The sequence below is a fragment of the Corynebacterium wankanglinii genome (assembly GCF_013601005.1).
Taxonomy (GTDB): Bacteria; Actinomycetota; Actinomycetes; order Mycobacteriales; family Mycobacteriaceae; genus Corynebacterium; species Corynebacterium wankanglinii.
Map to the genome: position 1 here is coordinate 157,089 of NZ_JABFED010000005.1, position 23,511 is coordinate 180,599.

Here is a 23,511-nt window from a genome sequence, read left to right on the forward strand (position 1 = left end):
TACACTGCCGCTTATGCAAGCAACCACCACGATCCTCACCCGCGTTGCTGTCCCCGGCGTCGAAAGCGAGCAGCTGCAGGCGCACCAGATTGGGCAGAATCACTTTGTGGTGGCGAGCGTTCCGTTCGTCGATACGGCGCTTGCGATGGGCGACATCGTGGAGTGTGTGACGGTCGGCGGGGCGTTTCACGTGGACACCGTGGTAGTGCGGGGCGGCGCGTCGACGGTGCGGGTATTGCCCGAAGACGAGAGCACCGATGAAATTGCCAGCACGCTGCTCGCGTTCGGCTGCCGGGTGGAGCTCGGCCCGGGCGGGATGCTGGCCGCCAGCATTGGCGCGGACTGTCCTCGTGAGGGTATTACGGAGTGGCTCGCTGGCCTTGAGGAGCAGGGGGCGATCCAGCTCGCTCCCGGGTACATGGCGTAAATCCCCGTTACACTTGCGGCCATGAGCGTCTTTGTCTCCGCCGCTGAACTCAACGAGCGAATCCAGGCTGGCCAGAAACAGACCATCATCGCCGCGCTGTGGGAGCCGAAAGAAGGCAAAGCGTGGTCGAAGTTCCAGTCCGAGCACATTCCGACGGCTCTGTACTGCGATCCCTCTGCGCAACTGGCCGGGATGCCGGGCCGGAAGGTCGGGCGCAACCCGATGCCCAGCATCGATACGGTGAGCAAAGCGGCCGCGAGCTGGGGTGTCGAGGCCGGGCGCCCGGTTGTCATCTACGACGGTGGGAACGGCCTTTTCGCTGCCCGCGCGTGGTGGATTCTGCGGTGGGCGGGTGTGCAGGACGTGCGCATCCTCGACGGCGGCTTCGCGGCCTGGGACCGCGAGGGTCTGCCCACTGTCGCAGGCCCTGGCGGGCTCGTCGTCCCGCGCGAGATTGAGCTCGCTGCAGGTAGTCTCCCCGCCGCCACCATGGACGACGTGAGAGCATTTGAGGGATTGCTTATCGACGCCAGGGGTGCCCGCCGTTTCGAAGGCCGCCGCGAGATTCTAGATTTGCGCGCGGGCCACATTCCCGGGGCCCAGAACCTGCCCGTGAACGACCTCTTCGACCAGGAAACAGGCAAGGTGAAGGACGGCGATGTCGTCCGAGATCGCTTTGCCCGGCTCGGCGTCACCCAAAACACCGACCCGGCCAGCGTGATCACCTATTCCGGTTCAGGCAACCACTCCGCACTCCTGCTGGCTGCGATGGAGCAGGCGGGTCTGCCTCTGCTCACGCACTACGTCGGCGGTTGGTCGCAGTGGAGCGCCAACCCGGACAACCAGGTGGCCACGGATATCTAGGCCGTGTCGGGGCGCGCGGTAGCATAGTCCGCGATGGTCACCCTGTTGTTTCTTCTCGCACTTGCGGCGCTGCTGGGCGCTGTGGCGCTGTTCGCGTCGGATGCGCGCGAGCGCTCCGGCAGCTTGGCGGCGCCCGCGAGGAAGGTGGGTGACGTACCGTCCGACACACCCGCCAAGACCCGGGCGCCGGGCAAACGCGCCCGCCGCACCTGGGCCCGCGACCGGGGCTACTCCTTCGAGGCCGCGGATGATCTGCTGGCCAGCGAGTGGTCCCGTGGTGCCGCCGCTGGGGGAGCGGGTGCGCGCAACGTCGTCACCGGCAGCGCATACGGGCACGATGCTCACGTCGCGGACCTGGGGGAATCCACCGTGATTGCCATGGGTACCGGTGCGGAAACCCGCGCGGTGGTGGATTTCCGCAGGGAGGGTTTCACCGCGGAGGGGTCCGACGACCTGGTGAAGCTGGATCTGTACAACGGGTTTGTGGGGTTCGCTACGGAGGTGGGGGCGGGCCGGAGGTTCGTCGATAGGCGAGTGCTCACTGCGCTCGAGCAGCTGCCACCCGCCGTGCAAACCGTGTGGTTCGAGGGCGCGTGGGTCATCGCGCAGCTCACCCGCGAAGCCGGGCCGGAGGAGTGGGACGCCACGTTAGCGCCGCTGGCGCTGCTCGCGGATGCTGCGCGAGTACTGCCGCCTGTGGACGACGCGCCGCTCGTCCTGCCGTACCCCACCCGCGACATCCCCGGTGCTGAGCCCGCGGCGGAGCCCCAGCCTGACCTCGAACCGGTGATGCAGCGCCCCGAGGACCCCGTGGAACTGCCCACGCGGACCACCGGCGGCGTGCGGGGCGAGGTGGACGAGAAAGAGCTGGGCGGCGACGACGTAGAGGCCATCGCGGGCGACGAACGCCACGTGGTGGACCTCACCCGCGTGCGCCGGGTGCAGGGCCCGAGCTCGATTTTCGACGAAGACGAACAGGAGTAAACATGAAGGAAAAACTCGCTGAACTGGTCAAAGAGCTTGCCGTGGTGCATGGCAAGGTGACGCTGTCCTCCGGCAAGGAGGCGGACTACTACGTGGACCTGCGCCGCGCGACGCTGCACCACGAGGCCAGCCCGCTCATCGGCGCGCTGCTGCGTGAGCTCACCGCCGACCTGGAGTTCGACGCAGTCGGCGGCCTGACGTTGGGCGCAGACCCCGTCGCCACCGCGGTCATGCATGCCGAGGGCCGCCCAATCGACGCGTTTGTGGTGCGCAAGGAGGCCAAGAAGCACGGGATGCAGCGGCGCATCGAGGGGCCGTCGATCAAGGGCAAGCGCGTCCTGGTGGTCGAGGACACCACCACTACTGGCAACTCGCCGCTGACAGCCGTCGAGGCCTGCCGCGAAGAGGGCGCGGAGGTGGTCGCCGTGGCTACCGTTGTGGACCGCGCGACCGGCGCCGACCAGGTTCTGCACGAGGCTGGCTTGGAGTACCGCTACCTCCTCGGACTCGAAGACTTGGGCCTTGCCTAACGACGAGCTCCGCGGCCCCACCGAATGGAACGAAGGCCGACACGGCGTTGGCCCCTGGGAGGGTGAGTGGCCCGACGACCCCCGCTACGACCCCACCTTTTTGGAGGAGGGCGACCGCCGCAACGTTGTTGACGCCTACCGTTACTGGTCCCTCGAAGCCGTGGTGGCCGACCTGGATACCCGCCGCCACCCGTTTCATGTGGCTATCGAGAACTTCGAAAACGACATGAACATCGGCACCGTGGTGCGCACCGCCAACGCGTTTTTGGCGCGGGAGGTGCACATCGTGGGCCGAAAACGCTGGAACCGGCGCGGCGCGATGGTGACGGACCGCTACCAGCACATCCGCCACCATGACACGGTCGCGGACCTGATGCGGTGGGCCGTCGCGGAGGGCGTGCCGGTGGTGGCCATTGACAACACGCCTGGCTCAGTGCCCCTGGAGACCGCGGAGCTGCCGCGCGAGTGCGTTCTGCTGTTCGGGCAGGAAGGCCCCGGCGTGAGCGAGGCAGCCCAGGAGGCTGCGGTGATGACCTGTTCCATTGCCCAGTTCGGATCGACACGCTCCATCAACGCGGGCGTGGCCGCCGGTATCGCCATGCACGCCTGGATCCGCCAGCACGCGGACCTGTCCCAGGCGTGGTAGGGGCCAACTCCGGCCCGGGGTGCGCACGATTTCACATGCGGACCGGGCTATAAGTCTGCTGCCTGCGGGTTTATACTTGGACGGCCGCGTCAAATGTCAAATCGTGCGCACGTCTTCGCAGCGGGCCACCCACGGACGTCAAAGACTCGAAAACCCGCAAAACCAGTGAAACGAAATCGACACCTCTGGCAATATATATACGAACCGTTTGACCCCTGAGGAGACACCCCGTGCCGGAAACGTGGGCGCACCGCGCCGACCTGGCTGAATCTGCCGTTACAGAGCGCCACGCGCAGAAGCTTTGGGGTATGCCCAAGACGAACCTCGCGGTGGTGGCGTGGCCGCCGGGGCCGAAAGACCGGGTGTTCTGGCACTGGCACTACTGGTGGCAGGCCCAGTATGTGGACTGCCAGGTGGATGCGGCGATTCGGCGGGCCACGAAGACCCGCCGCCGGCGGATCGCAGACACGCTCCGCGGGATTCAGCGCCGCAACCGCGGCAAGCTGCTCACCAATGTTCATTACGATGACAAGGCGTGGCTCGCCCTCGCGTGGAATCGGGCGATCCACCTGGACGGCATCAAGCGCAACCGTCACTTGGACGACCTGGAGTTTGACCTGCTCGCCGGCATCGATCCCGTCACCGGTGTGCTCCCGTGGCGAACTGGCGAGACGTTTTACAACGTGCCCTCCAACGCCACCGCGGCGCTGCTGTTCGCGCGCACAGGAAGGTTGGATAAGGCCAGGGAGATCGTGGACTGGATCTTCGACAACCTGGTGCGGGAGGATGGGCTACTCAACGACGGGATTCGGATGCGTATGGGGGGACCGGAGGTCGTCGATAAGATTTATACCTATAACCAGGGCACCGCGCTCGGGGCGAGCCTTGAGATCGCGTTGGCGTTGCGCGAAGACGTGGGGTTGGCGCCCGATGAGCAGATCGATTCCTTCGAATATTCGGAGCGCGCGGACGCGTCCATGTTCTACATCACGCACATCCGCGCCATCGTGCAGGCGGTCGCGCTGCACATGGCCACGCCGCAGGGTGTGCTGCTCAGTCCGCCGGAGGAGTCGGGCGAGGGCGACGGGGGCCTGTTCAAGGGCATCCTCGCGCGTTACCTGGCGGAGGTGGCCGAGAGGCTCCCGGAAGACTCGAAGGAGAACATCGCCACCAAAAAGATCGCGGCGCGACTAGTTATGCAGTCGGCGGAGTCGCTGTGGTCGCACCGCCTTGAAGTGGACGGCCTGCCTGTGTTCGCGGCGGAGTGGACCCAGGACGCGAGGTTGCCGCACAATTACGGGCTCGGGCCGTCGTCGATAAGCGAGGCGGTGGGGCTGGTGCGCATCGACGAGCGCGACCTTTCCGTGCAGCTGTCCGGCTGGATGCTGCTGGAGGCGGCGGCGAGGGTGGCTGCGGCGCAGGGGTAAAAGGGGCATACTGGGTGCGTAACTGAAAGCCGTACCCGATACCCGTTAGCAGGAGGATCCCATGCCTATCGCAACCCCCGAGGTCTATAACCAGATGCTTGACACCGCCAAGAAGGGCGGCTTCGCGTTCCCGGCGATCAACTGCACATCTTCGGAGACCATCAATGCCGCGATCAAGGGCTTCGCGGAGGCTGAGTCTGACGGCATCATCCAGTTCTCCACCGGCGGCGCTGAGTTCGGCTCCGGTCTGGCCGTGAAGAACAAGGTTGCGGGCGCGAAGGCGCTGGCGGCGTTCGCGCACGAGGTGGCGCAGCACTACGACGTCAACATCGCGCTGCACACTGACCACTGCCAAAAGGAAGTGCTGGACGACTACGTACGTCCGCTCATCGCCATCTCGCAGGAGCGTGTGGACCGCGGCGAGCTGCCGCTGTTCCAGTCCCACATGTGGGATGGCTCCGCTGTGCCGATTGACGAGAACCTGGAGATCGCCCAGGAGCTTTTGGCTAAGGCCCACGCCGCGAACATCATCCTCGAGGTGGAGATCGGTGTCGTCGGCGGCGAAGAGGACGGCGTTGAGGCGAGGGCCGGCGCAAACCTGTACACCAACGAGGCGGATTTTGAGAAGACCGTCGACGCTCTGGGCACCGGCGAGAACGGCCGCTACCTGCTGGCCGCAACGTTCGGCAACGTCCACGGCGTGTACAAGCCGGGCAATGTGAAGCTGCGTCCGGAGGTGCTGGACATGGGCCAGAAGGTCGCCGCTCGTAAGCTCGGCTTGGACGGGGGCGCCCAGCCCTTCGACTTCGTCTTCCACGGCGGCTCCGGCTCCGAGAAGGAGAAGATTGAGGAGGCGCTGCGCTACGGCGTGATCAAGATGAACGTGGACACTGATACCCAGTACGCGTTCACCCGCCCGGTCGCGTCCCACATGTTTGAAAACTACGACGGCGTGCTGAAGATCGACGGTGAGGTGGGCAACAAGAAGGCCTACGACCCGCGCTCGTACCTGAAGAAGGCCGAGCAGGCCATGTCCGAGCGCGTCATCGAGGCGTGCCAGGACCTCCACTCCGTGGGCAAGTCCGTGTCCAAGTAAGCGCCGCCTGCTTATCGACGAACCTCCGGCCCACCCCCGGGGGTTCTTTTCGTGCCCGCCCCGTCCGCGCCCTCCGCCGCCGTAGCCCATCGGCCTAGACTGTCTAACCATGGCAAAACAGAGAATGAGCACGCGGGAGCGCCTCCAGCTGGTGGACAAATCCGTGCATGCGCGCGTGAAACGGGTACAAAAGCGCCTGCTGCCGATTATGCAGATCGGCCTTGCTTCCGGCTTGGCGTATTTCCTCGCTCACGACGTCGCGGGGCACCCGCGCCCGTTCTTCGCCCCGATCAGCGTGGTCATCATCATCGGCATGACGGGCGGAGACCGTATCTCCAAATCTGTGGACATGGCGCTGGGCTGCGTCCTTGGTGTGTTGGTGGGCGACCTCATCTTCTACAGGTTGGGCGACGGCGGCTGGCAGATCGCGGTCATCGTCGCCGGCTCGCTGCTCATCGCGTCCTTTTTCTCTAGTTCCATCCTGGTGAATAATCAGGCCGCCATCGGCGCGATCCTCATCGCCACGATCATGCCGCCGGGCGCGGAGGTCACGGGCATCGACCGCACCGTGGACGCGCTGATCGGCTGCGCGGTCGCTATGGTCACTATCGCGTTGATCCCGCAGGCGCCGATGCAGTCTGCCCGCGCTGAGGTGTCGAAGGTCATGGGCATCATGTCGTCGGTGCTCGACGATGTGTCCGATGGCCTCCGCGACAACAACCCGGCGGTCATCGACGAGGCGCTCGAGCTGATCCGCGGCACGCAGACCGGCATTGACGATCTCGCGGCCGCCATCAAGTCCGGCGAGGAGGCCTCCCGCGTCTCCCCGTTCCTGTGGGGCACGCGCCGCTACATCAACTCGCTCGCACGCGTCATTCCCCCCGTCGACAATGCTGTGCGCTCGGCGCGCGTCCTCGCCCGCCGGGCGCGGGTGCTTGCAGACGACAACGATTCCGCCACCCCCGCGCAGATCGAGCTCCTGGATTCCCTCTCTCAGGTTTGTTTGGAGCTGTCGGAGGTCTACGACGTCAACTCCCGCGTCGCCCAGGCCACCGTGATTCCGCACTGCGTCAACGAGTTACGCCAGGTGGCCCAACAAGCGGGTATGGATGTCATCCCCGAAGACGGCGTGTTGTCCGCCTACGCCATCCTCGCACAGACGCGTTCGCTCACCGTGGACCTGCTCATGGTCTGCGGCATGTCCCACGAGTCGGCCCTCGCCGCCCTTGCGCCGACCTCCTCGACCCCGCGAGTGGAGCCGGAGAGCTTCGACTTCGACTAAGCGGCTCCCGCCTATCGACGACCTTCGCCTCCCACTACCCGGGCACAGCAAAACCCCGGCTGGAATGCTGTTCCAGCCGGGGTGAATGCGTTAGCGCGTCAGCGCCGAATGCTTAGCGGTTCTCGTCGCGCAGGTCGCCCTCGACCGCACCGTCGGTCTCGAAGCGCTCCTTGCGGACCTCCTCGGAAACACGCTCGGTGTCCTGGACGGTGTCCTTCTCCAGGGAAACCTTCTCCACCGGGACGGACTCCTTGGAAACGTTCACACGGTCCTCGTGCAGGGTGACGGATGCTTCCTGCTCGCCGATGGTGCCGTCGTAGTTAGCGCGGTCAGCGTCGGTGATCGGCTCGCGGACAACGCGGACCTCTTCGCGCTCAACCGGAACCTCAACGGTCTCGGTCTCGTTCACAACGTACTTGCGCAGACGGACCTGGCCGGTCTCAACGCGGTCCTTGGAGACGTTGAGCTGCTCCTCGGAGCGGACGATCTCGTCGTTGTTAGCAACGTCGCGGCGGTCACCCTCGACAACGTCGCGGCGGTCGGTCTCAACCTCGCGCTCGCCAGCTGCGTAGCCAGCGCCTGCAGCAGCACCGGTGCCAGCAGCGCCGGCCTGTGCGGTGCGGTTGTCGGTCTCGTAGGTGGTCACGTCCTGGGTGCCCTCAAGACCGTAGTGGCGGTAGAACGCCTCCTGGTCCTCGGTGGTGAGGTGGCCGTTCTCGTCCAGATCCGGAGCGTCCTCGATGCGCTCCTTCGGGAAAGCGAGGTGCAGCTCGCCGTCGCGCAGGGTGTGGCCACGCAGCGGAACGATGGAGTCGCCGCCACCGAACAGGCCGTGGTTGACGGACACGAAGTCCGGCTGGCCAGTGGTGTCGTTAACGTAAACGTCCTTGACGCCACCGACCTTGTCGCCGTTGACATCGACTGCGGTTGCGTTAGCAAGGTCCTCGATGCGGTTGAAGTCAGCCATAATTTCTCCTTAAAGATTTCGGCTAGTAAATTTGTTGCGCTTCCGCAATCCCGGATTGCCGGTTGTTGCGGGAACACCCACGAACTTAGGCAAGCACCGGGGCCCGCGTGTGGACAAACGTTCAACTTAACAGTTTCGAACAGATGTTTGGGCGACAAACCTGGCACTTTCCGGTAGCCATGCCCCCCACCCCCTGACGTGCATGTTTCCAACGCAGCGCTTGGCAAAACGTAAAGGACTACAACACTTTGCTATCGCGGCGAGGTAACGATTCGCTAACCAAACGCCTCAAAAATCACACTGTGATATAAATCACGTTTGGATTTTCAGGCCGCGCGGACGCTCTGAATGTCGCGGAGGTGGCGGTAAAAGGTGACGCGTTGGACGGGGCGGGGACGCAGAATGCCGTCGATAAGCACATTGATCTCCTCACCCCCGGACTGCAGAGCGCGACCAGCGAGGACGCGGGAAGCGTCGGTGCGACGCACCGGCTGGCGTCGCAGGAAGCGGCGCGTGGGCACCAGCGGGCTGATGTACGGGATCGCGACAAGGCCGGGGGCGTCAACCGTGGGTACAAGACGCGCGCCGTACTCGGACCCACCGACGAGCACCTCTGAGTCCACGACGACCTCGCCGGTGAAGGGGGCGGAGCCGTTACCGGTCCATAGCTCCGCGGAGCCTGCGACCACCTCGCCGAAGTCCGTGCGCACGCACGGGATCGGGCGCACTGCCCCCTCAACCGCGCGCGCGGCGTCACCTGCTCCCCACACGAGTGCGGCGGGCGACTGCCTATCGACGGGCACGTAGGCGACCTCCACCCACATCACATCGGCCCGCATGAGGCGGGTGAGGACAAGGCCGAGCGCGCGGTCGTCGCCGGAGACAACAATTCGGACAGGCTCGCTGGGGTGCTGCGGGGCGAACTCGGGCTCGCCCAGGTGGGAGACGGCCGGGTTGGACTGGATGTCTTCGAGCGACGGCGTCGGGTCCACGGGCAGAACTTCCCGCGCGATGTCCGTAAGGAAGCGGAGCTCCTTCTGGCCGGGGTGGTGGGGGAGGTCGACGCGGAAGGCACCCGGGATGGCCGGTGCCTCGCCGCAAGCGCAGTGGATGAGCCGCATGGCGCTCACGCTACAATATGGCCGATATTGCGCCGTATATAAGGAGTATCCGATGTCCGCCATCATCATCGTGGGCGCCCAGTGGGGCGACGAGGGCAAAGGCAAGGCAACCGACATCCTCGGCGGAAAAGTCGATTATGTGGTCAAACCCAACGGCGGCAATAACGCGGGCCACACCGTTGTTGTGGGCGGGGAGAAGTACGAGCTGAAACTTCTGCCTGCCGGCGTGCTCTCTGAAAACGCCACCCCGATCCTGGGCAACGGCGTGGTGGTGAACCTGGAGGCGCTGTTCGAGGAGATCGACGGGCTGGAGGCCCGCGGCGCCAACGCCTCGCGTTTGAAAGTGAGCGCGAATGCGCACCTGGTCGCCCCGTACCACCAGCAGCTGGACCGCGTGCAGGAGCGCTTCTTGGGCAAGCGTGCCATCGGCACCACCGGCCGCGGCATTGGCCCCACCTATGCCGACAAGGTCGCACGCGTTGGTCTGCGCGTCCAGGACGTGTTCGACGAATCTATTCTGCGCCAGAAGATCGAGTCCGCACTGGACGTGAAAAACCAGATGCTGGTGAAGATGTACAACCGCCGCGCGATCAGCGTGGAAGAGACGATGGACTACTTCGGCCGCTACGCCGAACGGCTTGCGCCCATGGTCATCGACGCGGAGCGGGTGCTCAACGACGCGTTGGACCAGGGCAAGCACGTGCTCATGGAGGGCGGCCAGGCCACCATGCTGGACGTGGACCACGGAACCTACCCGTTTGTCACCTCCTCCAACCCCACCGCGGGTGGCGCGTGCGTGGGCGCGGGCATTGGCCCGACCCGTATTACGGCCTCGCTGGGCATTATTAAGGCGTACACCACCCGCGTGGGCGCCGGCCCGTTTCCCACCGAGCTCTTTGACAAGTGGGGCGAGTTCCTCCAGGTCACCGGCGGTGAGGTGGGTGTAAATACCGGGCGTGTGCGCCGGACCGGCTGGTACGACAGCGTGATCGCGCGCTACGCCTCCCGCGTCAACGGCTTCACCGACTTGTTCCTGACCAAACTGGACGTGCTCACCGGCATCGGCGAGATCCCCATCTGCGTGGCCTACGACGTCGACGGCACACGTTTCGACGAGATGCCGCTGACCCAAACCGACTTTCACCACGCCGAGCCGATCTACGAGACCATGCCGGCGTGGGACGAGGACATCACCGAGTGCCGCACGTTCGACGAGCTGCCGCAGAAGGCGCAGGACTACGTGCTGCGGCTTGAGGAGCTCTCCGGTGCGCCCATCTCCTACATTGGCGTGGGTCCCGGCCGCGACCAGACCATCGTGCGCCACGACGTGATGGAGCGGTAAACAGCTCTTGCCTAGCGACGAAAGCTTCGCCGGCTATCCCTTTCAAGGACAAGGACGGCAAGGACACGACGGCTCCGGAGGGCACGGAGTTCACCCCAGGTGAGAATGCGCCCGAAGGTGTGACTGTTGATCCGGATACCGGTGAAGTCACAGTGAAGGTTCCGGAGGATGCGAAGCCGGGTGACGAGATCACGGTTCCGGTTGAACTGAGGCTGGCTCTTCCGAGAAGAAGTAAGCCCGCTGCGCGTTAGCTAAACGCACATCACCCGCGCCGCCCCCGTCTCCTGCTCACATGAGGCGGGGGTGGCGCCTTTTCAGCCCCGCTGAAAAGTGTGTTGTAACGAAAAAGTCACTCCGGAGCGATACACGGGACAGGTCGACGGCAAGGGCGCGTTGTGCGGCAAAAGTGTTGGCATTCACGTCTTAACCGGAACTGATCCGTCGTTTTTTCTTTGAAAGGGAAATTCATGACCAAGAACATCATCGCCCGCCGGGGCGTCTTCGTCGCTGCAGCTCTTTCTGCAGCTCTTGTTGCTCCGTCGCTGGCGCCGGTCGCTTCCGCGGAAACCACTCAGCCTGCTGATCAGGCCTTGACTTCCAGCGGCGACACGGCCGGATCCTCCGTCAATGGCAATGTCGACACCGGTGCGGCAACCGGGTCCAACTCCGACGCGAAGTCCCTCAACTTTGAGCGAAATGTCACGGTAAAGAGGGGCGAGACCACAGGCGTGGACCTGGACACGATCGCTTCCTTGCCGCTCGGCACCCAGATCAAGATCAAGGCTGGCAGCGATATCGCTTCCGTGGACGGCTCCAACCTGAAGCTGACTGCGCCGAAGGAAGGCACCACCAAGGTCGTGGTCACGGCGACCCCCAAGGTTGGTCCTGAGCTGAACTTTGCGTTCAATGTCTCTGCAGGCGACAAGAACAGCATCACCGAGAACAAGTCGGGTTTGGAGGCACTGGGTGATCTGTCCTCCACCGAGGGCAACGGTTCTTCCCTCGACAACACCGGTTCCTCCACCGAGGGTGACATTTCCATCTTCGGTTCTTCGGATAACTCCGGCATCTCCAACAAGTGCAAGGTGGCGCTCGTTGGCCTCGGTGTCCCGCTGCTCGCGCTGATCCCGCTGGGCATCATGTCCCAGCTGGCGCTCAGCGGAACGGCCAACTTCACGGATCAGATTGGTGCCCAGATTCGCGGCATCAACGCGCAGATCCAGGACCAGGCTGGTGTCCTGAACCCGGAGCTCGCCGCTCAGGTTGAAAGCGTGAACAACACGCTGAAGCAGTTCGGCCTCAACGCCGGTTCCGCAGCTCTCGCGACCGTTGGCGTCGGCGCAGGGTTGGCAATCACTGCTGCAGTGCTCTCGGCCTGCCTCGGCAACGACTCCGGATCTTCTGAGAATGGTTCTTCCGCTCAGTGGAACGGCGATACCCGCACCGACAAGCCCACCGATGGCGAGGCAGACTCGGATAATTCCGGCTCCTCGTTCCAGCTCGATGGTTCTTCCAAGGCGGACGTCAAGGTGACCAAGTAAGCCTGACCGCAACTGCTTGATCTGCAGCGCACCGCCCCCGCATCCCTAAAAGGGAAGCGGGGGCGTTTTGGGTCCGACGATCTGTGCACGTCACCCGCTTGCATTCCAGCGCGTACAGGCAACTGTGGGATAATTGGCGACCATGACTGTTCCGCACTCTGCAGAGCACCCCTCCGAGCACTCCGCCGAGGACACGGGCGATATCCCCACCGTCCTCGCCGCGCCTGCTGCCAGCGAGGAACCGATGGAAATGCCGCGCCGTGCGCTGATTTTGGGCGAGTCCGCGATGGCGCTGGACCTGGAACAGGCCTACAAACGCCTGGGGTTTGAAACCCGCGTCGGCGCCGCGAGGATTGCGGAGGAGTTCCGACCGGGGATCATCGTCACCTCGGGCGATGCGGAGGACACGATCGGGGATGTGGAAGCGGCCGCAGAACGCACCGGTGCGGTTGTGGCTCCGAACGTGGCTGCGTGCCGCCACACCGCGGACCGGATGGCGGTGCGAAAGCAAGCCAACGAGGAGCTGGGGCTTCCCACGCTGGACTACGAATTTGCCCAGACACCGCAGGAGATGCAGGACGCTATCGAGCGCATCGGTTATCCGTGCGTGGTCAAGGCGCCGACGTCGAACGACGGCGAGGGCTTCAGCCTCGTCCACAGCAGCGCCGACCTCGCGGATGCGTGGCGCGAGGCCGACAGGGGAGTGGGCCAGGGCGCGGTGGTGGAGCGCTTCATCGACTTCGATTTTGAGGTGACCATCCTCGCGGCGCGTTCCATCGACCCGGAAACGGGCCAGTTGGCAACGTGGTTCTGCGAGCCGATTGGCACCCGGCACCGCGAGGGCAAGCTTGTGGAGGCGTGGCAGCCCGCGCCGTTGCCGGAGGGCGCGATGGACAACGCGCGCTCGATCGCTGCGCGCATCACGGGTGCGCTGGCCAGCTGCGGGATCTTTTCGGTGGAGATGTTCGTCTCGGGCGAGGACGTGTATTTTTCGCAGGTCACCCCGCGCCCGAGCCGGGACGGTTTGGTCACTCTGGTCACTCAGCGCGTCAACCAGTTCGACCTTCAGGCGCGCGCCACGCAGGAGTTGCCGATTGATTCCACGCTGGTCAGCCCCGGGGCGGTGAGGTTTCTGCCGGGCCGGTGGCCGTCGCAAGGCGCGCTCGCAGCGGCGTTGGCGGTGGAGGAGACCACGGTGCGAACGTTTGGCGACGGCACGCTCGTCCTCGCCACGGCCGATTCCGCAGGAGAGGCCCGCCAGCGCACCGACGAGGCCGTAAGGGAAATCAACCGTATCGACGGCAAGCCGGACACGCCGCCCACGATGGAGAATTAGATCACACCTTTTCTGTCCGTCGGTGTGTCGGTGTCGCCGCTAAACTGGTGGATGTTTGCCCACGACGAAAGGTGAAGCCATGTCTCAACGCCAATCTTTGCTGGTTACCCTAGCCAACCGCACGTTCGACGGGCTGGATCTGCAGCGGCTTGCCAGCCGCCTGGATCTGCCGGTTGTGCGCCTGACGGGTGACAGCGTGGCCGGAATCTTCAACTCTGATCAGGTTTCTGGGGAGCCGACGCTGTACGTGGGCACCGGCGACTACAACTTTGACGCTCAGCTGGCTGCGGCCATCGGTGCTCCGGTGGTGCTCGCCGCGGGTGATGAGGCGGTGGCTGACCTCGCGAAGGTGCGTATTGAAGAGTTGGGGGCGGTCGTAGCGTCGATAAGCACTGGCGATCTGGGGGATCTCCAGGTGGAAGACGTCGATGCCCGGCAGGTGATGAGCCCCGTGGTGTTCGAGCGCCAGTTGATCGAGCAGGCGCGGGCCAACCGCAAGCACGTGGTGTTGCCGGAGGGCGAGGACGACCGCATTCTGCAGGCCGCGGACCAGCTGCTCAAGCAGGGCGTGGCTGAGCTGACCATCCTCGGCGACGTGGACGACATGAACCGGCGCGCGCAGGAGCTCGGCCTGGACCTTTCCGGCGCGAACCTGGTCAACCACCTCGAGTCCGAGCTGACCGAGGAGTTCGCCGCGGACTTCGCGGAGCTGCGCAAGAAGAAGGGCGTCACCATCGAGCAGGCGCGCGAGACTATGAAGGACGTCTCCTACTTCGGGACCATGATGGTGCACAAGGGGCTCGCGGACGGCATGGTCTCCGGCGCCGCGCACACCACCGCGCACACGATTAAGCCGTCCTTCCAGATCATCAAGACCGCGCCGGGCGCGTCCGTCGTCTCCTCGATCTTCCTCATGGTCATGCAGGACCGCCTGTGGGCCTTCGGCGACTGTGCGGTGAACCCGAACCCGACCGCGGAGCAGATCGGCGAGATTGCTGCTGTGTCCGCGAAGACGGCAGCGCAGTTCGGCATCGACCCCAAGGTGGCCATCCTGTCCTACTCCACCGGTACTTCCGGCTCGGGCCCGGACGTGGACCGCGCCGTCGCCGCGGTGGAAGCGGCGAAGCAGGCGGACCCAGAGCTCGTCGTCGACGGCCCGCTGCAGTTCGACGCCGCGTGCGACCCGGGCGTGGGCAAGAAGAAGGCCCCGGATTCCCCGGTTGCCGGCCAGGCCAATGTGTTCATCTTCCCGGACCTGGAGGCGGGTAACGCCGGCTACAAGATTGCACAGCGCACCGGCGGCGCGCTCGCCGTCGGCCCGGTCCTGCAGGGCCTGAACAAGCCGGTCAACGACCTCTCGCGTGGCGCGACCGTGCCGGACATCGTGAACACCGTGGCCATCACGGCCATTCAGGCGGGGGCGAAGTAAATGTCCTACGTCCTCGTCATCAACTCCGGGTCCTCCTCCATCAAATTCCAGATCGTGGACCCCACCTCGGACGCATCCGACACCCCGTTCGTCTCCGGCCTGGTGGAGCAGATCGGTGAGCCACAGGGCCGCATCACCATCAAGCACGCTGGCCAGAAGTTCGTCGTACAAAAGCCCGTGCCGACCCATGGCGTCGGCCTGCAGGAGACATTCAAGCTTCTCGACGCCAAGGGGATCGGCCCCACCCAGTTGGACATCGTCGCTGCCGGCCACCGCGTCGTGCACGGCGGCATGGTGTTCTCCGAACCGGAGCTGATCCTGGACCCGGTGGTGGACATGATCCGCGACCTGATCCCGCTGGCGCCCCTGCACAATCCGGCCAACATCGACGGCATCGAGGTCGCACGCGCCTTGCTTCCGGACATCCCCCACGTGGCGGTATTCGATACCGGCTTCTTCCGCGACCTGCCGCCGGCTGCCGCCCTGTACGCCATCAACGCAGAGGTGTCGGAGCAGAACCTGATCCGCCGCTACGGCTTCCACGGCACCTCCCACGAGTTCGTGTCCTCCCAGGTCCCGGCCCTGATTGGCCGCGACCCGCTGCACACCCGCCAGATCGTGCTGCACCTGGGCAACGGCGCCTCCGCCTCCGCTGTGGCCAACGGTCACCCGATTGACACCTCGATGGGCCTGACCCCGCTCGCGGGCCTTGTCATGGGTACCCGCTCCGGCGACATTGACCCGGGCATCATCTTCCACCTGGTGCGCCAGGGCGGCATGACCATCGACGAGATCGACAACCTGCTCAACCGCCAGTCCGGCGTGAAGGGCCTGTCCGGGGTCAACGATTTCCGCGAGCTGCGCTCCATGATCGAGGATGAAAACGAGAACGCCTGGCTGGCCTACATGGTGTACCTCAACCAGCTGCGGCGCTTCATCGGCTCCTACATGATCGCGCTTGGGCGCGTGGACGCCATCACCTTCACCGCCGGTGTGGGCGAGAACGACCAAGACGTGCGCATGGATGCACTGGACAACCTCAAGATGTACGGCATCGAAGTCGATCCGGAGAAGAACGCCCTGCCTAACGACGGCCCGCGGATCATCTCCACCGACGACTCCACCGTCAAGGTGCTCGTCGTACCCACGAACGAGGAGCTCGCCATCGCGCAGAAGGCCGCAGCTGTGGCTGCCCGCGTGGGATAACAAGCAACTGCAACGTGCCCGCCCTCGGGCAGGGTCCGCTTTCGGCCGAACCCCGGTTGCCAGATGTATGCCTGGAGGCCGGGGTTTTCGTGTTGCATTGGGGGTCGGTGTGGTGGGTTCGGTGTGGGGGGTTCGGCGTTGGACTTATGCAGGGTTCGGTGAGCTGGCGCGCACGCGGTATAGCGGCCCGCCGCCGGCTGCTATACCGCGTGCGGAGCACCCACGCGTTTTCGCAGGTGATATTGGGGGTGAGTTTCAATACGGGCCACGTCGTCTAGCGGCTGCTATACCGTCGTAGCTGAAAGGGGGCGCAAAGCGCGCTCCCTGGGTAGCCGGGAAATCACACTGCCTTGTTTTGATGGGGGAGTGCGCTATACATTTGCGAATACATAAGGACGTACCTTTTACTGTTGGTTTAGTCTGAATCCGGTGTACCCATTTGAAGAGAGGCCTTGTAATGACCGGGAAGCATGATCACGTGACGCCGGCCCGCCGTGGAACGTCTCTGGCCGCATTCGCACTCGGCGTCTCGCTGGTAGTTACCGGTGTGCAACCCGTTGCAGCGCCCGACACGGCATCCCAAGCGGCTGCAGCAAACAACACCTTGGCCCGCGTCTCTTACGCAACGGCGACAACCAGGATCGGCGAGACCGTTACGCTCCGTCCTAATTTGAACCTCTCGGCTCGACTCTCTGTGAGTGGATACACGCTGGCTTCAGACATCCCGGCTGGCTGGAAGGTCACACTAGACGAGACATCGGGTGAGCTCTCAGCGCGTGCCCTTCCGGGCGGTGGAGACGGTGCCCCGGACTCGATCTCGGTCTTTGTCAAAGTCACATTCCAGGATGGGTCATCCAAGCTCGTTACAGCAACGATCGCACTCGTGGACGCGCCCCAGTTCGATCCAGTAAAGGACCGGGTCTTCTGGAAGGATCAAGCCATTTCGCCGGTCCACGTCCGTGCAGTTAAGGTTCCGGAAGGGGCCACGCTTACCGCAGAATCCGGCACGTTCCCCCAGGGGCTTTGGCTAGATGACCGGCGAGCGGTTGGGCGATACCAGCACGTCTACCTCAAAGGCACCCCAACTGAGGCAGGGGTGTTTGAAGTCCGCTCGATGGTGGTAAGCAATTCCAGCGGTCAGCCGCTGCTTACCTCGGACGGCAAACCGGTGGAGACGGTATTCAAGATCAGAGTGATCGATCGCTCCGCCCTTCCCGATCCGGAAACCGCGGAGTTGGCTACCGCACCTTCAGAGGCCATCCAACCAGGCAAACCCGTAAGCATCCCGGTTGCGGCCAATCCGGGCGACACGGTGATTGTCACAGGCCTTCCCGAGGGGCTGGACTACAGCCCCGATGAGAGAGTGATCACTGGCAGCCCGACGACGCCGGGGAGCTATGAGGCAGTAGTCGACGTCATCACCGCCGACAACAAGGTCCTCCAGGACACCATCACTATCGAGGTCGCCGAGACCAACACACCTGCCCCGGGGTCGTCGACGCCTCCCTCACCCACGACGTCGACTGAGCCGACCACGCCGGGTGTGTCTGAGGAACCCACGACGTCTGGTCAGCAACCGACAAGTGGGGCGACCACCCAGCCTGAGACGACTCAGCCGACGACGGAGCCGTCTACTACGGCTCCGGTGACGACGACTGAGCCGGTGACGACTGAGCCGTCCACGTCGGGTGCGTCTGAGGAACCCACGACGAAGCGGCCGACTACCTCTGAGCAGCCGAGCACGTCCGCCCAACCGAGTTCGCCTGGTTCTTCCACGAAGCCTTCCACGTCTGGTGCGACGTCTAAACCCACGACGTCTGGTCAGAAACCCACCAGCGGGGCAACGACTCAGCCGGGAACGACTGCGCCGACAACGGAGGCGTCCACTCCGGCAACTACCACTGCCCCCGCAACGACGACTGAGCCGGTGACGACTGAGCCGTCCACGTCGGGTGCGCCTGAGGAGCCCACGACGAAGCGGCCGACTACTTCTGAGCCGCCGAGCACGTCCGCCCAACCGAGTTCGCCTGGTTCTTCCACGAAGCCTTCCACGTCTGGTGCGACGTCTAAACCCACGACGTCTGGTCAGAAACCCACCAGCGGGGCAACGACTCAGCCGGCAACGACTCAGCCGGGAACGACTGCGCCGACAACGGAGGCGTCCACTCCGGCAACTACCACTGCCCCCGCAACGACGACTGAGCCGGTGACGACTGAGCCGACCACGACGGGTGCGTCTGGCAAGCCGTCAACAGCAAGCAAGCCAACAACACAGCAACCGAGCACGTCCGCCCAGCTGAGCACGTCCGCCCAACCGAGTTCGCCTGGTTCTTCCACGAAGCCTTCCACGTCTGGTGCGACGTCTAAACCCACGACGTCTGGTCAGAAACCCACCAGTGGGGCAATGACTCAGCCGGCAACGACTCAGCCGGCAACGACTCAGCCGGCAACGACTCAGCCGGGAACGACTGCGCCGACAACGGAGGCGTCCACTCCGGCAGCTACCACTGCCCCCGCAACGACGACTGAGCCGGTGACGACTGAGCCGACCACGTCGGGTGCGTCTGGGAAGCTGACAACACAGCAGCCGACAACAAAGCCGTCAACAGCAAGCAAGCCAACAACACAGCAACCGAGCACGTCCGCCCAGCCGATCCCGACCGCGCCAGTGCCGGCGGGCGATTATGTGTGGAACAAGCTTCAGCTCCAAGCTGGCTCCGCAAGATTTGCAGCACCGAATCAGAAGCCGAAGCAACCGGTCGGCGTGCGCATCGAGGATGACGCGCCGGAGTGGGTGTCGGTTGCGGCGGACGGCCAACTGGTGGCCGAGCCCAACCGTGATGTCGCACCTGGTGTGTACCCAATCAACGTGATCACGGACAACGGGGAGCGCGGCACGATCCTGGTTGAGGTAGCCGCGCCAGTCAGCGACGCGGACCGCGTCACGGCGGAGTACAAAGAGTCGTTCGTGCAAGCGGGCAGGACGAATTCCAGCCGTCGGCCGGTGGCGACCATCGACAGGGATGGGGTGAAATACGCAAAACAGCCATTGCCAGCGGGAACAACCTTCAGTGTCAGCACTGCTAACGGCACTGTCGACCCAGAGACCGGTGTGGTGACGGTGAATGCACCGTTGAGCATGGCGGCTGGGGAAACGATCGTTGTGGGCGTGGACATCCGCTATCCGGACGGCACGACCGAGAAAGTTACCGCGCAGTTTGTCGTTGATGCAGCGGAGCAGAGCGAGTTCTATCACCCAGCGTACAAGGAGGGGCTGGGAGCCCAGGCGGGCCGCACCGTTGTGGTTCCCGTGCTGGAGGACTCGGTGCCGGAAGATGGCCAGTACGAGCTCTTCCCCCAGGACAGGGATGACGACTGGGATGTCAGCATCGACCCGGAGACCGGCGCTGTCACAGCCACCGCGCCGGAGGAGGGCGCGAAGGACATTTCCGTTCCCGTGACGGTGCTGTACTCCGACGGCACCACGTCTGACCGGGAGGAGACCGATCCAGAGACCGGTGAGCGCAAGAAGGTGCCGACCGTGTTCGCGCACATCTCCGCAGTCGAAGGTCCGACGTTGGCCACCGATTCCACGTCCGGCGCGGACTACGGCACGCCGTTCTTTGATGCCGATGGCAACATCCGCATCTTCCCCAACGGCTCCCTGCCACAGGGCGCGACGTTCCAGCAGGATGGTCTCACCGCGCTGCCGGTGGAGGTGGATCCGAACACCGGCGCGATCACCATTAAGGTCCCGCAGGATGCTCCGGCGGGTGCGAACTTCGACATCCCGCTGAAGATCACCCTGCCGGACGGCTCGGTCCAGGAGATCCGGGTGCCCGTTGCTACCAAGTCCGAGGCGGCTGACCAAGTCGTCGCGTGGCGGCCGATTAAGGTGACGGAGAGCGGTACGCCCACGCAGGTGAAGCCGACTGCCGCGCCCGCAGGCGCCACGTACGCACTGGCGGCGTCCTTCGACACGCCGGGCTGGCAGGCATCCGTCGACCCGGTCAGCGGTGCTATCATTGTGAACCGCGTGGGTACGGACGAGGACCCGCAGGCAGCGCTGGTGCCGGTGGTGGTGACGTTCGCCGACGGATCGCAGCGGGTCGTCGAGGTACCCGCCACTGCGGTGCGGGGTACGGCCGCCCTGACGGAGGTGGATTACCCCCGCGCCACCATCAACGCGGGGCAGTCTGCCACGCTCAGGCCGAGCGTGTCGCATGGCACGTTCTCGCTGGTCAAGACGGTTCCGGGGCTGCGCACGGTGATCGATCCGAGCACCGGCGAGCTCACCATCACCAGCTTCGACAGCACCGTTCCGGGCCTGCGCGAGATCCCCGTGCAGGTGACGTTCGCGGACTCTTCACACCTGGTTACCTCCGCCCGCGTCGAGGTCAAAACCACTAGCGGCGCCGACACGTACACCGAGGGCATCAAGCTTGACGACGTCACCGTGATCGGCCGCCCCGAAACCACCAGCCGGTACACGCTCCCGGTGCCCCCGCACGCGGCGGATCGGGCCTTCTCGCTGGGCGAATTCAGTGTGCCGGGGTGGAACGTCACGCTGGACGAGGTCAATGGTGTGCTCGAGGTCCAGGTCCCGGCAGGAACCCGAGGCGTGCGGCAGGCGATTCCGCTTAACGTCGCGTTCGCCGATGGCACCGTTGGCACGTTCAATGCGGTGGTAGAGGTGGACAATGCTGGGGTGGCCGAAGGGTCGTCGCAAAGCTCGGCGGGCTCCTCGACCCCCTCACCCTGGGTGTGGGCGCTTGCTGTGCTCGGGTTATTGGGTACTGTTTGCAAGGTTTTGTACGATAACCGCGAGCAAGTTCTACAATTTTTAGCCGGGTGGATGTAAGGACGCATGATGCGAGCAGGAAAAAGAGCAATCGCAGTTGCCGCAGCATTGGGCATCAGTGCCGGTCTTGCGCTACCCGTCGACGCTGGTGCAGCTATCGATCAAAATAACGGGTACCAGGTGGGCGTGACCACAGGTGCCACCGAGGGGTTCCAGAACGTCGACGTGAACAAGGGCCGCGTCTCGTGGCTCATGTATAACAGCCTCACATACGGGCTGATGCCGACGGCGCTGTACGTGGATGCGTTCGTGGACGGGACAAAAGTCGCCTTTGCGGGTGAAGCAACCCGCGTGGATACAGCGTCTAACGCAGGCAAGGACCTGGTCATACTCACGCACACCGACCCGAAACTTGGGGTGGAGCTCAAACGCACCTTCACCGTTTCTCCGACGGACGTGGACGTGAAGGTGGACTTGCGCGACTTGTCCGGCCAGAACCGCGATCTGCGGATCGTGCTGTCAGACGGCCTCATGTCGTACGACTACACCATTTCCACCGGGGAGCCCGAAAACGGCGAATACACGGTGGACGTCGGCGGCCGGTACCAGCTGCGGTCGAAGTTCCACAACGCCGCATCGACGGGCCGAGGCGAGAGCCAAGCGGCCGCGGCAGCAGGCAGCGACAACGGGTCCCGCTACCAGGCAGGTGTGTGGCAAACCGTCGGCGATGCTCTTTCTGCGCGCGTGAGCATCCACGGCGACGCCAATGAGGCGCTCAAGGACAGCGACGGTGATGGTCTGCCGGATGATTGGGAAATCAACGGCTACACGGACGCGAACGGCGTGGAGTTTCCGCTGCACCGCTGGGGCGCGGACCCGAACCGCAAGGACTTGTTCCTCCAACTCAACTGGATGAAGTCCGAGTGGGAGACGAAGGGCTGCTCAGAGAAGCGCGAATACGCCGCCTCCGAAGACGATTTCCGGAAATTCCTGGAGTGCGCGGACGCGAACGTGAACGTCTACCGCCCGTCGCGCGCCATCCTCAATGATCTTGTGGACCTGTTTGACAAGCGCGGCTACAACCTGCACATCGACGCGGGTGACTACTACAGCAACATCCCAGGCCTGACCGAGCGGAAGGGCGGCCCGACCGTCGACTACTCGCCGATCTACTTCCAGGACGAAAACGGCCGGGCTGAGGTACCTGGTGTGCGCCTGCTCAAGGACCGTAAGGACTTGCTCGGTGCGCGCCAGTCCGTCTTCCGCGTGGGCATCATCGGTGATCAGCAGGAACGCGGCAACCTGTCTTCCGGCAACGGCTTGATTTCGGACGGCGCGTTCTATGTGGCGAAGAACTACCTGATGACGTCGCAGGAGCAGATGCGAAACACCATCCTCCACGAGTTCGGCCACAACCTGGGCCTGACGCACTCGGGCGCGTCTAGCGTTGCGAAGCCGGATAGCGCCTATGTGCCCAAGTACCGGTCTGTGATGAACTACCTGTACCAGTTCAGCTACTTCGACTACTCGGATACCGCGTCCACCTCGTGGGACGGGATCCCAAAGCCGCTCGCCTGCCGCAACGGCTCGAAGCGCTGCTACCAGGGCAGCTACAACATCCTTCCGGACTGGGCCAACTTGGACCTGGTCAACGGGGAGATTGCCAAGGCCAACGGCACCGCGGGTGTGTCCGAGCCCACCGACACCGCCGGCCATAACCACCCGCGAGTGGACGAACTCGTGGTGCTTGCGGCTGAGCGCAACAACGGCAAGGCCGGCCTGCGTGTGGACACGGATAAGAAGAACGTGATCATTGCGAACCGCTCGGATTCTAATGTGAACATCGAGCTGTCGAACCTGGGCATCGACCTGCACAAGTTCACCCTGCAGGTGGATTACCCGGGCGGGAAGTTCCGCAAGGAATACCCGGTGGAGGGCGCACTTTCGGAGCACGCGAAGATCCCGGTCGAGGTCCCCATCGCCAACACCGCCGGCTACAAGGACGCCACCATGCCGGTGAAGTTCCGCGTGTACAACGCGGACAACAAGTTGGTCGCGGACGAGACCATCGATTTCTCGGTGCTGAATTACACCACCACCCAGATGGACCAACTGGTCAAGGAGCTGGAAACGAGCAACTCGCCGTTGCTAGAGCAGGCGCAAGACACCGTGGGTAAGCCGGATCCCGCGAAGCCTGTGCTGGCCAGGCCGGCGCCGGTGCCCACCGCGGCGAACAGTGCGGTGCAGCCCGGTAGCCGCGGCCCGGCCGTGACGGAGTTCAACGGTGAGGTCTCCGGGCCGAGATCCACTCCGAAGCCGTCCACGCGCCCGAGCGCACCTGCTACCCAGAAGCAGACACCGGCCGCCCAGGCTGGCACCGGTGCCGCGGGCGATAAGGGCGGCAGCAACACCGGCGCGATCGTGGGTGCCATCATCGCCATCCTGGCGGTGCTGGGACTCGGCGGTGCGGCCGCAGTTATGTCTGGCGTGATCTAGCCGCCGGCCACTCGTA

General features: G+C 64.5%; 23 protein-coding genes and 1 pseudogene. 17 read left to right on the forward strand and 7 right to left on the reverse strand.

What is annotated here, in order from left to right:
• The first annotated feature begins 13 nt into the window (after positions 1 to 13).
• The 8 genes from HMA55_RS08125 to HMA55_RS08160 all read left to right on the forward strand — a co-directional run bounded on the left by HMA55_RS08125 (position 14) and on the right by HMA55_RS08160 (position 7,256).
• On the forward strand, positions 14 to 427 hold the full coding sequence (locus HMA55_RS08125) for a DUF4265 domain-containing protein (protein ID WP_181192545.1): 414 nt from the start codon (positions 14 to 16) through the stop codon (positions 425 to 427).
• Positions 428 to 448: 21 nt separating this feature from the next.
• Positions 449 to 1,291, forward strand: a complete 843-nt coding sequence (locus HMA55_RS08130) for a sulfurtransferase (RefSeq protein WP_181192546.1) — start codon at positions 449 to 451, stop codon at positions 1,289 to 1,291.
• Between the two features lie 33 nt (positions 1,292 to 1,324).
• A complete protein-coding gene (locus HMA55_RS08135; RefSeq protein ID WP_181192547.1) occupies positions 1,325 to 2,275 on the forward strand; it encodes a type III secretion system chaperone family protein in 951 nt (316 codons plus the stop codon).
• A 2-nt stretch (positions 2,276 to 2,277) separates the two neighbouring features.
• The gene (pyrE, locus tag HMA55_RS08140) at positions 2,278 to 2,805 is read left to right on the forward strand and encodes an orotate phosphoribosyltransferase (RefSeq protein WP_181192548.1); all 528 of its coding nucleotides are present in this window, start codon (positions 2,278 to 2,280) and stop codon (positions 2,803 to 2,805) included.
• Complete coding sequence (locus HMA55_RS08145) at positions 2,798 to 3,451, forward strand: TrmH family RNA methyltransferase (protein ID WP_181192549.1); 654 nt, start codon at positions 2,798 to 2,800, stop codon at positions 3,449 to 3,451. Before pyrE ends, HMA55_RS08145 begins: the two co-directional genes overlap by 8 nt.
• A 230-nt stretch (positions 3,452 to 3,681) precedes the next feature.
• On the forward strand, positions 3,682 to 4,878 hold the full coding sequence (locus HMA55_RS08150; protein ID WP_181192550.1) for a glycoside hydrolase family 76 protein: 1,197 nt from the start codon (positions 3,682 to 3,684) through the stop codon (positions 4,876 to 4,878).
• A gap of 61 nt (positions 4,879 to 4,939) precedes the next feature.
• Entirely contained in the window at positions 4,940 to 5,974 is a 1,035-nt protein-coding gene (fbaA, locus tag HMA55_RS08155; RefSeq protein ID WP_181192551.1) for a class II fructose-bisphosphate aldolase, read from the forward strand.
• A 109-nt stretch (positions 5,975 to 6,083) separates the two neighbouring features.
• Complete coding sequence (locus HMA55_RS08160) at positions 6,084 to 7,256, forward strand: FUSC family protein (RefSeq protein WP_181192552.1); 1,173 nt, start codon at positions 6,084 to 6,086, stop codon at positions 7,254 to 7,256.
• Between the two features lie 112 nt (positions 7,257 to 7,368).
• On the opposite strand, the gene HMA55_RS08165 is transcribed toward HMA55_RS08160, so the two are convergent.
• Together HMA55_RS08165 and HMA55_RS08170 are read right to left on the reverse strand one after the other, a co-directional pair.
• Entirely contained in the window at positions 7,369 to 8,223 is an 855-nt protein-coding gene (locus HMA55_RS08165; RefSeq protein ID WP_181192553.1) for a PRC and DUF2382 domain-containing protein, read from the reverse strand.
• Positions 8,224 to 8,549: 326 nt separating this feature from the next.
• Positions 8,550 to 9,344, reverse strand: a complete 795-nt coding sequence (locus tag HMA55_RS08170) for a hypothetical protein (protein WP_181192554.1) — start codon at positions 9,342 to 9,344, stop codon at positions 8,550 to 8,552.
• A 52-nt stretch (positions 9,345 to 9,396) separates the two neighbouring features.
• Here HMA55_RS08170 and HMA55_RS08175 point away from each other — a divergent pair, with 52 nt between their 5' ends.
• From HMA55_RS08175 to HMA55_RS11565, 7 genes and pseudogenes are all read left to right on the forward strand, one after another.
• Complete coding sequence (locus HMA55_RS08175) at positions 9,397 to 10,686, forward strand: adenylosuccinate synthase (protein WP_181192555.1); 1,290 nt, start codon at positions 9,397 to 9,399, stop codon at positions 10,684 to 10,686.
• A 35-nt stretch (positions 10,687 to 10,721) separates the two neighbouring features.
• Entirely contained in the window at positions 10,722 to 10,937 is a 216-nt protein-coding gene (locus tag HMA55_RS11560) for a YPDG domain-containing protein (RefSeq protein WP_374680606.1), read from the forward strand.
• A gap of 216 nt (positions 10,938 to 11,153) precedes the next feature.
• Entirely contained in the window at positions 11,154 to 12,227 is a 1,074-nt protein-coding gene (locus HMA55_RS08180) for a hypothetical protein (RefSeq protein ID WP_181192556.1), read from the forward strand.
• 142 nt (positions 12,228 to 12,369) lie between these two features.
• A complete protein-coding gene (locus tag HMA55_RS08185; protein WP_235961864.1) occupies positions 12,370 to 13,563 on the forward strand; it encodes an ATP-grasp domain-containing protein in 1,194 nt (397 codons plus the stop codon).
• 79 nt (positions 13,564 to 13,642) lie between these two features.
• A complete protein-coding gene (pta, locus tag HMA55_RS08190) occupies positions 13,643 to 14,992 on the forward strand; it encodes a phosphate acetyltransferase (RefSeq protein ID WP_181192557.1) in 1,350 nt (449 codons plus the stop codon).
• Positions 14,993 to 16,198 carry an acetate kinase gene (locus tag HMA55_RS08195; RefSeq protein WP_181192558.1) on the forward strand — a complete coding sequence of 402 codons (1,206 nt, stop codon included), beginning with the start codon at positions 14,993 to 14,995 and terminating at the stop codon, positions 16,196 to 16,198. It abuts the gene before it with no gap.
• 457 nt (positions 16,199 to 16,655) lie between these two features.
• Positions 16,656 to 17,066: pseudogene (locus HMA55_RS11565) on the forward strand (Rib/alpha-like domain-containing protein); the annotation flags it as partial.
• Positions 17,067 to 17,593: 527 nt separating this feature from the next.
• Here HMA55_RS11565 and HMA55_RS08200 read toward each other — a convergent pair.
• The 5 genes from HMA55_RS08200 to HMA55_RS08220 all read right to left on the reverse strand — a co-directional run bounded on the left by HMA55_RS08200 (position 17,594) and on the right by HMA55_RS08220 (position 18,814).
• The gene (locus HMA55_RS08200) at positions 17,594 to 17,758 is read right to left on the reverse strand and encodes a hypothetical protein (RefSeq protein WP_181192559.1); all 165 of its coding nucleotides are present in this window, start codon (positions 17,756 to 17,758) and stop codon (positions 17,594 to 17,596) included.
• A 51-nt stretch (positions 17,759 to 17,809) separates the two neighbouring features.
• Positions 17,810 to 18,010: a hypothetical protein gene (locus HMA55_RS08205; RefSeq protein WP_181192560.1), complete on the reverse strand. Its 201-nt coding sequence runs from the start codon at positions 18,008 to 18,010 to the stop codon at positions 17,810 to 17,812.
• A gap of 36 nt (positions 18,011 to 18,046) precedes the next feature.
• Positions 18,047 to 18,274 (reverse strand): hypothetical protein, encoded by a 228-nt coding sequence (locus HMA55_RS08210; protein ID WP_181192561.1) that lies wholly within the window; start codon positions 18,272 to 18,274, stop codon positions 18,047 to 18,049.
• 51 nt (positions 18,275 to 18,325) lie between these two features.
• Positions 18,326 to 18,571, reverse strand: a complete 246-nt coding sequence (locus HMA55_RS08215; RefSeq protein WP_181192562.1) for a hypothetical protein — start codon at positions 18,569 to 18,571, stop codon at positions 18,326 to 18,328.
• Positions 18,572 to 18,652: 81 nt separating this feature from the next.
• Positions 18,653 to 18,814, reverse strand: coding sequence for a hypothetical protein (locus HMA55_RS08220; protein ID WP_181192563.1), 162 nt, complete (start codon positions 18,812 to 18,814; stop codon positions 18,653 to 18,655).
• A gap of 148 nt (positions 18,815 to 18,962) precedes the next feature.
• Here HMA55_RS08220 and HMA55_RS08225 point away from each other — a divergent pair, with 148 nt between their 5' ends.
• Complete coding sequence (locus HMA55_RS08225) at positions 18,963 to 21,059, forward strand: Rib/alpha-like domain-containing protein (RefSeq protein WP_181192564.1); 2,097 nt, start codon at positions 18,963 to 18,965, stop codon at positions 21,057 to 21,059.
• 6 nt (positions 21,060 to 21,065) lie between these two features.
• The gene (locus HMA55_RS08230; protein ID WP_181192565.1) at positions 21,066 to 23,495 is read left to right on the forward strand and encodes a hypothetical protein; all 2,430 of its coding nucleotides are present in this window, start codon (positions 21,066 to 21,068) and stop codon (positions 23,493 to 23,495) included.
• The last annotated feature ends 16 nt before the right edge of the window (positions 23,496 to 23,511 follow it).

Excerpts from the sequence above, each read along its gene's own strand:
- pta (WP_181192557.1), top strand. The coding sequence starts at position 13,643 with ATGTCTCAACGCCAATCTTTGCTGGTTACCCTAGCCAACCGCACGTTC.
- HMA55_RS08180 (WP_181192556.1), top strand. The coding sequence starts at position 11,154 with ATGACCAAGAACATCATCGCCCGCCGGGGCGTCTTCGTCGCTGCAGCT.
- HMA55_RS08160 (WP_181192552.1), top strand. The coding sequence starts at position 6,084 with ATGGCAAAACAGAGAATGAGCACGCGGGAGCGCCTCCAGCTGGTGGAC.
- HMA55_RS08135 (WP_181192547.1), top strand. The coding sequence starts at position 1,325 with ATGGTCACCCTGTTGTTTCTTCTCGCACTTGCGGCGCTGCTGGGCGCT.
- pyrE (WP_181192548.1), top strand. The coding sequence starts at position 2,278 with ATGAAGGAAAAACTCGCTGAACTGGTCAAAGAGCTTGCCGTGGTGCAT.
- HMA55_RS08185 (WP_235961864.1), top strand. The coding sequence starts at position 12,370 with ATGACTGTTCCGCACTCTGCAGAGCACCCCTCCGAGCACTCCGCCGAG.
- HMA55_RS08170 (WP_181192554.1), bottom strand. The coding sequence starts at position 9,344 with ATGCGGCTCATCCACTGCGCTTGCGGCGAGGCACCGGCCATCCCGGGT.
- fbaA (WP_181192551.1), top strand. The coding sequence starts at position 4,940 with ATGCCTATCGCAACCCCCGAGGTCTATAACCAGATGCTTGACACCGCC.
- HMA55_RS08230 (WP_181192565.1), top strand. The coding sequence starts at position 21,066 with ATGATGCGAGCAGGAAAAAGAGCAATCGCAGTTGCCGCAGCATTGGGC.
- HMA55_RS08195 (WP_181192558.1), top strand. The coding sequence starts at position 14,993 with ATGTCCTACGTCCTCGTCATCAACTCCGGGTCCTCCTCCATCAAATTC.
- HMA55_RS08175 (WP_181192555.1), top strand. The coding sequence starts at position 9,397 with ATGTCCGCCATCATCATCGTGGGCGCCCAGTGGGGCGACGAGGGCAAA.
- HMA55_RS08130 (WP_181192546.1), top strand. The coding sequence starts at position 449 with ATGAGCGTCTTTGTCTCCGCCGCTGAACTCAACGAGCGAATCCAGGCT.
- HMA55_RS08165 (WP_181192553.1), bottom strand. The coding sequence starts at position 8,223 with ATGGCTGACTTCAACCGCATCGAGGACCTTGCTAACGCAACCGCAGTC.
- HMA55_RS08125 (WP_181192545.1), top strand. The coding sequence starts at position 14 with ATGCAAGCAACCACCACGATCCTCACCCGCGTTGCTGTCCCCGGCGTC.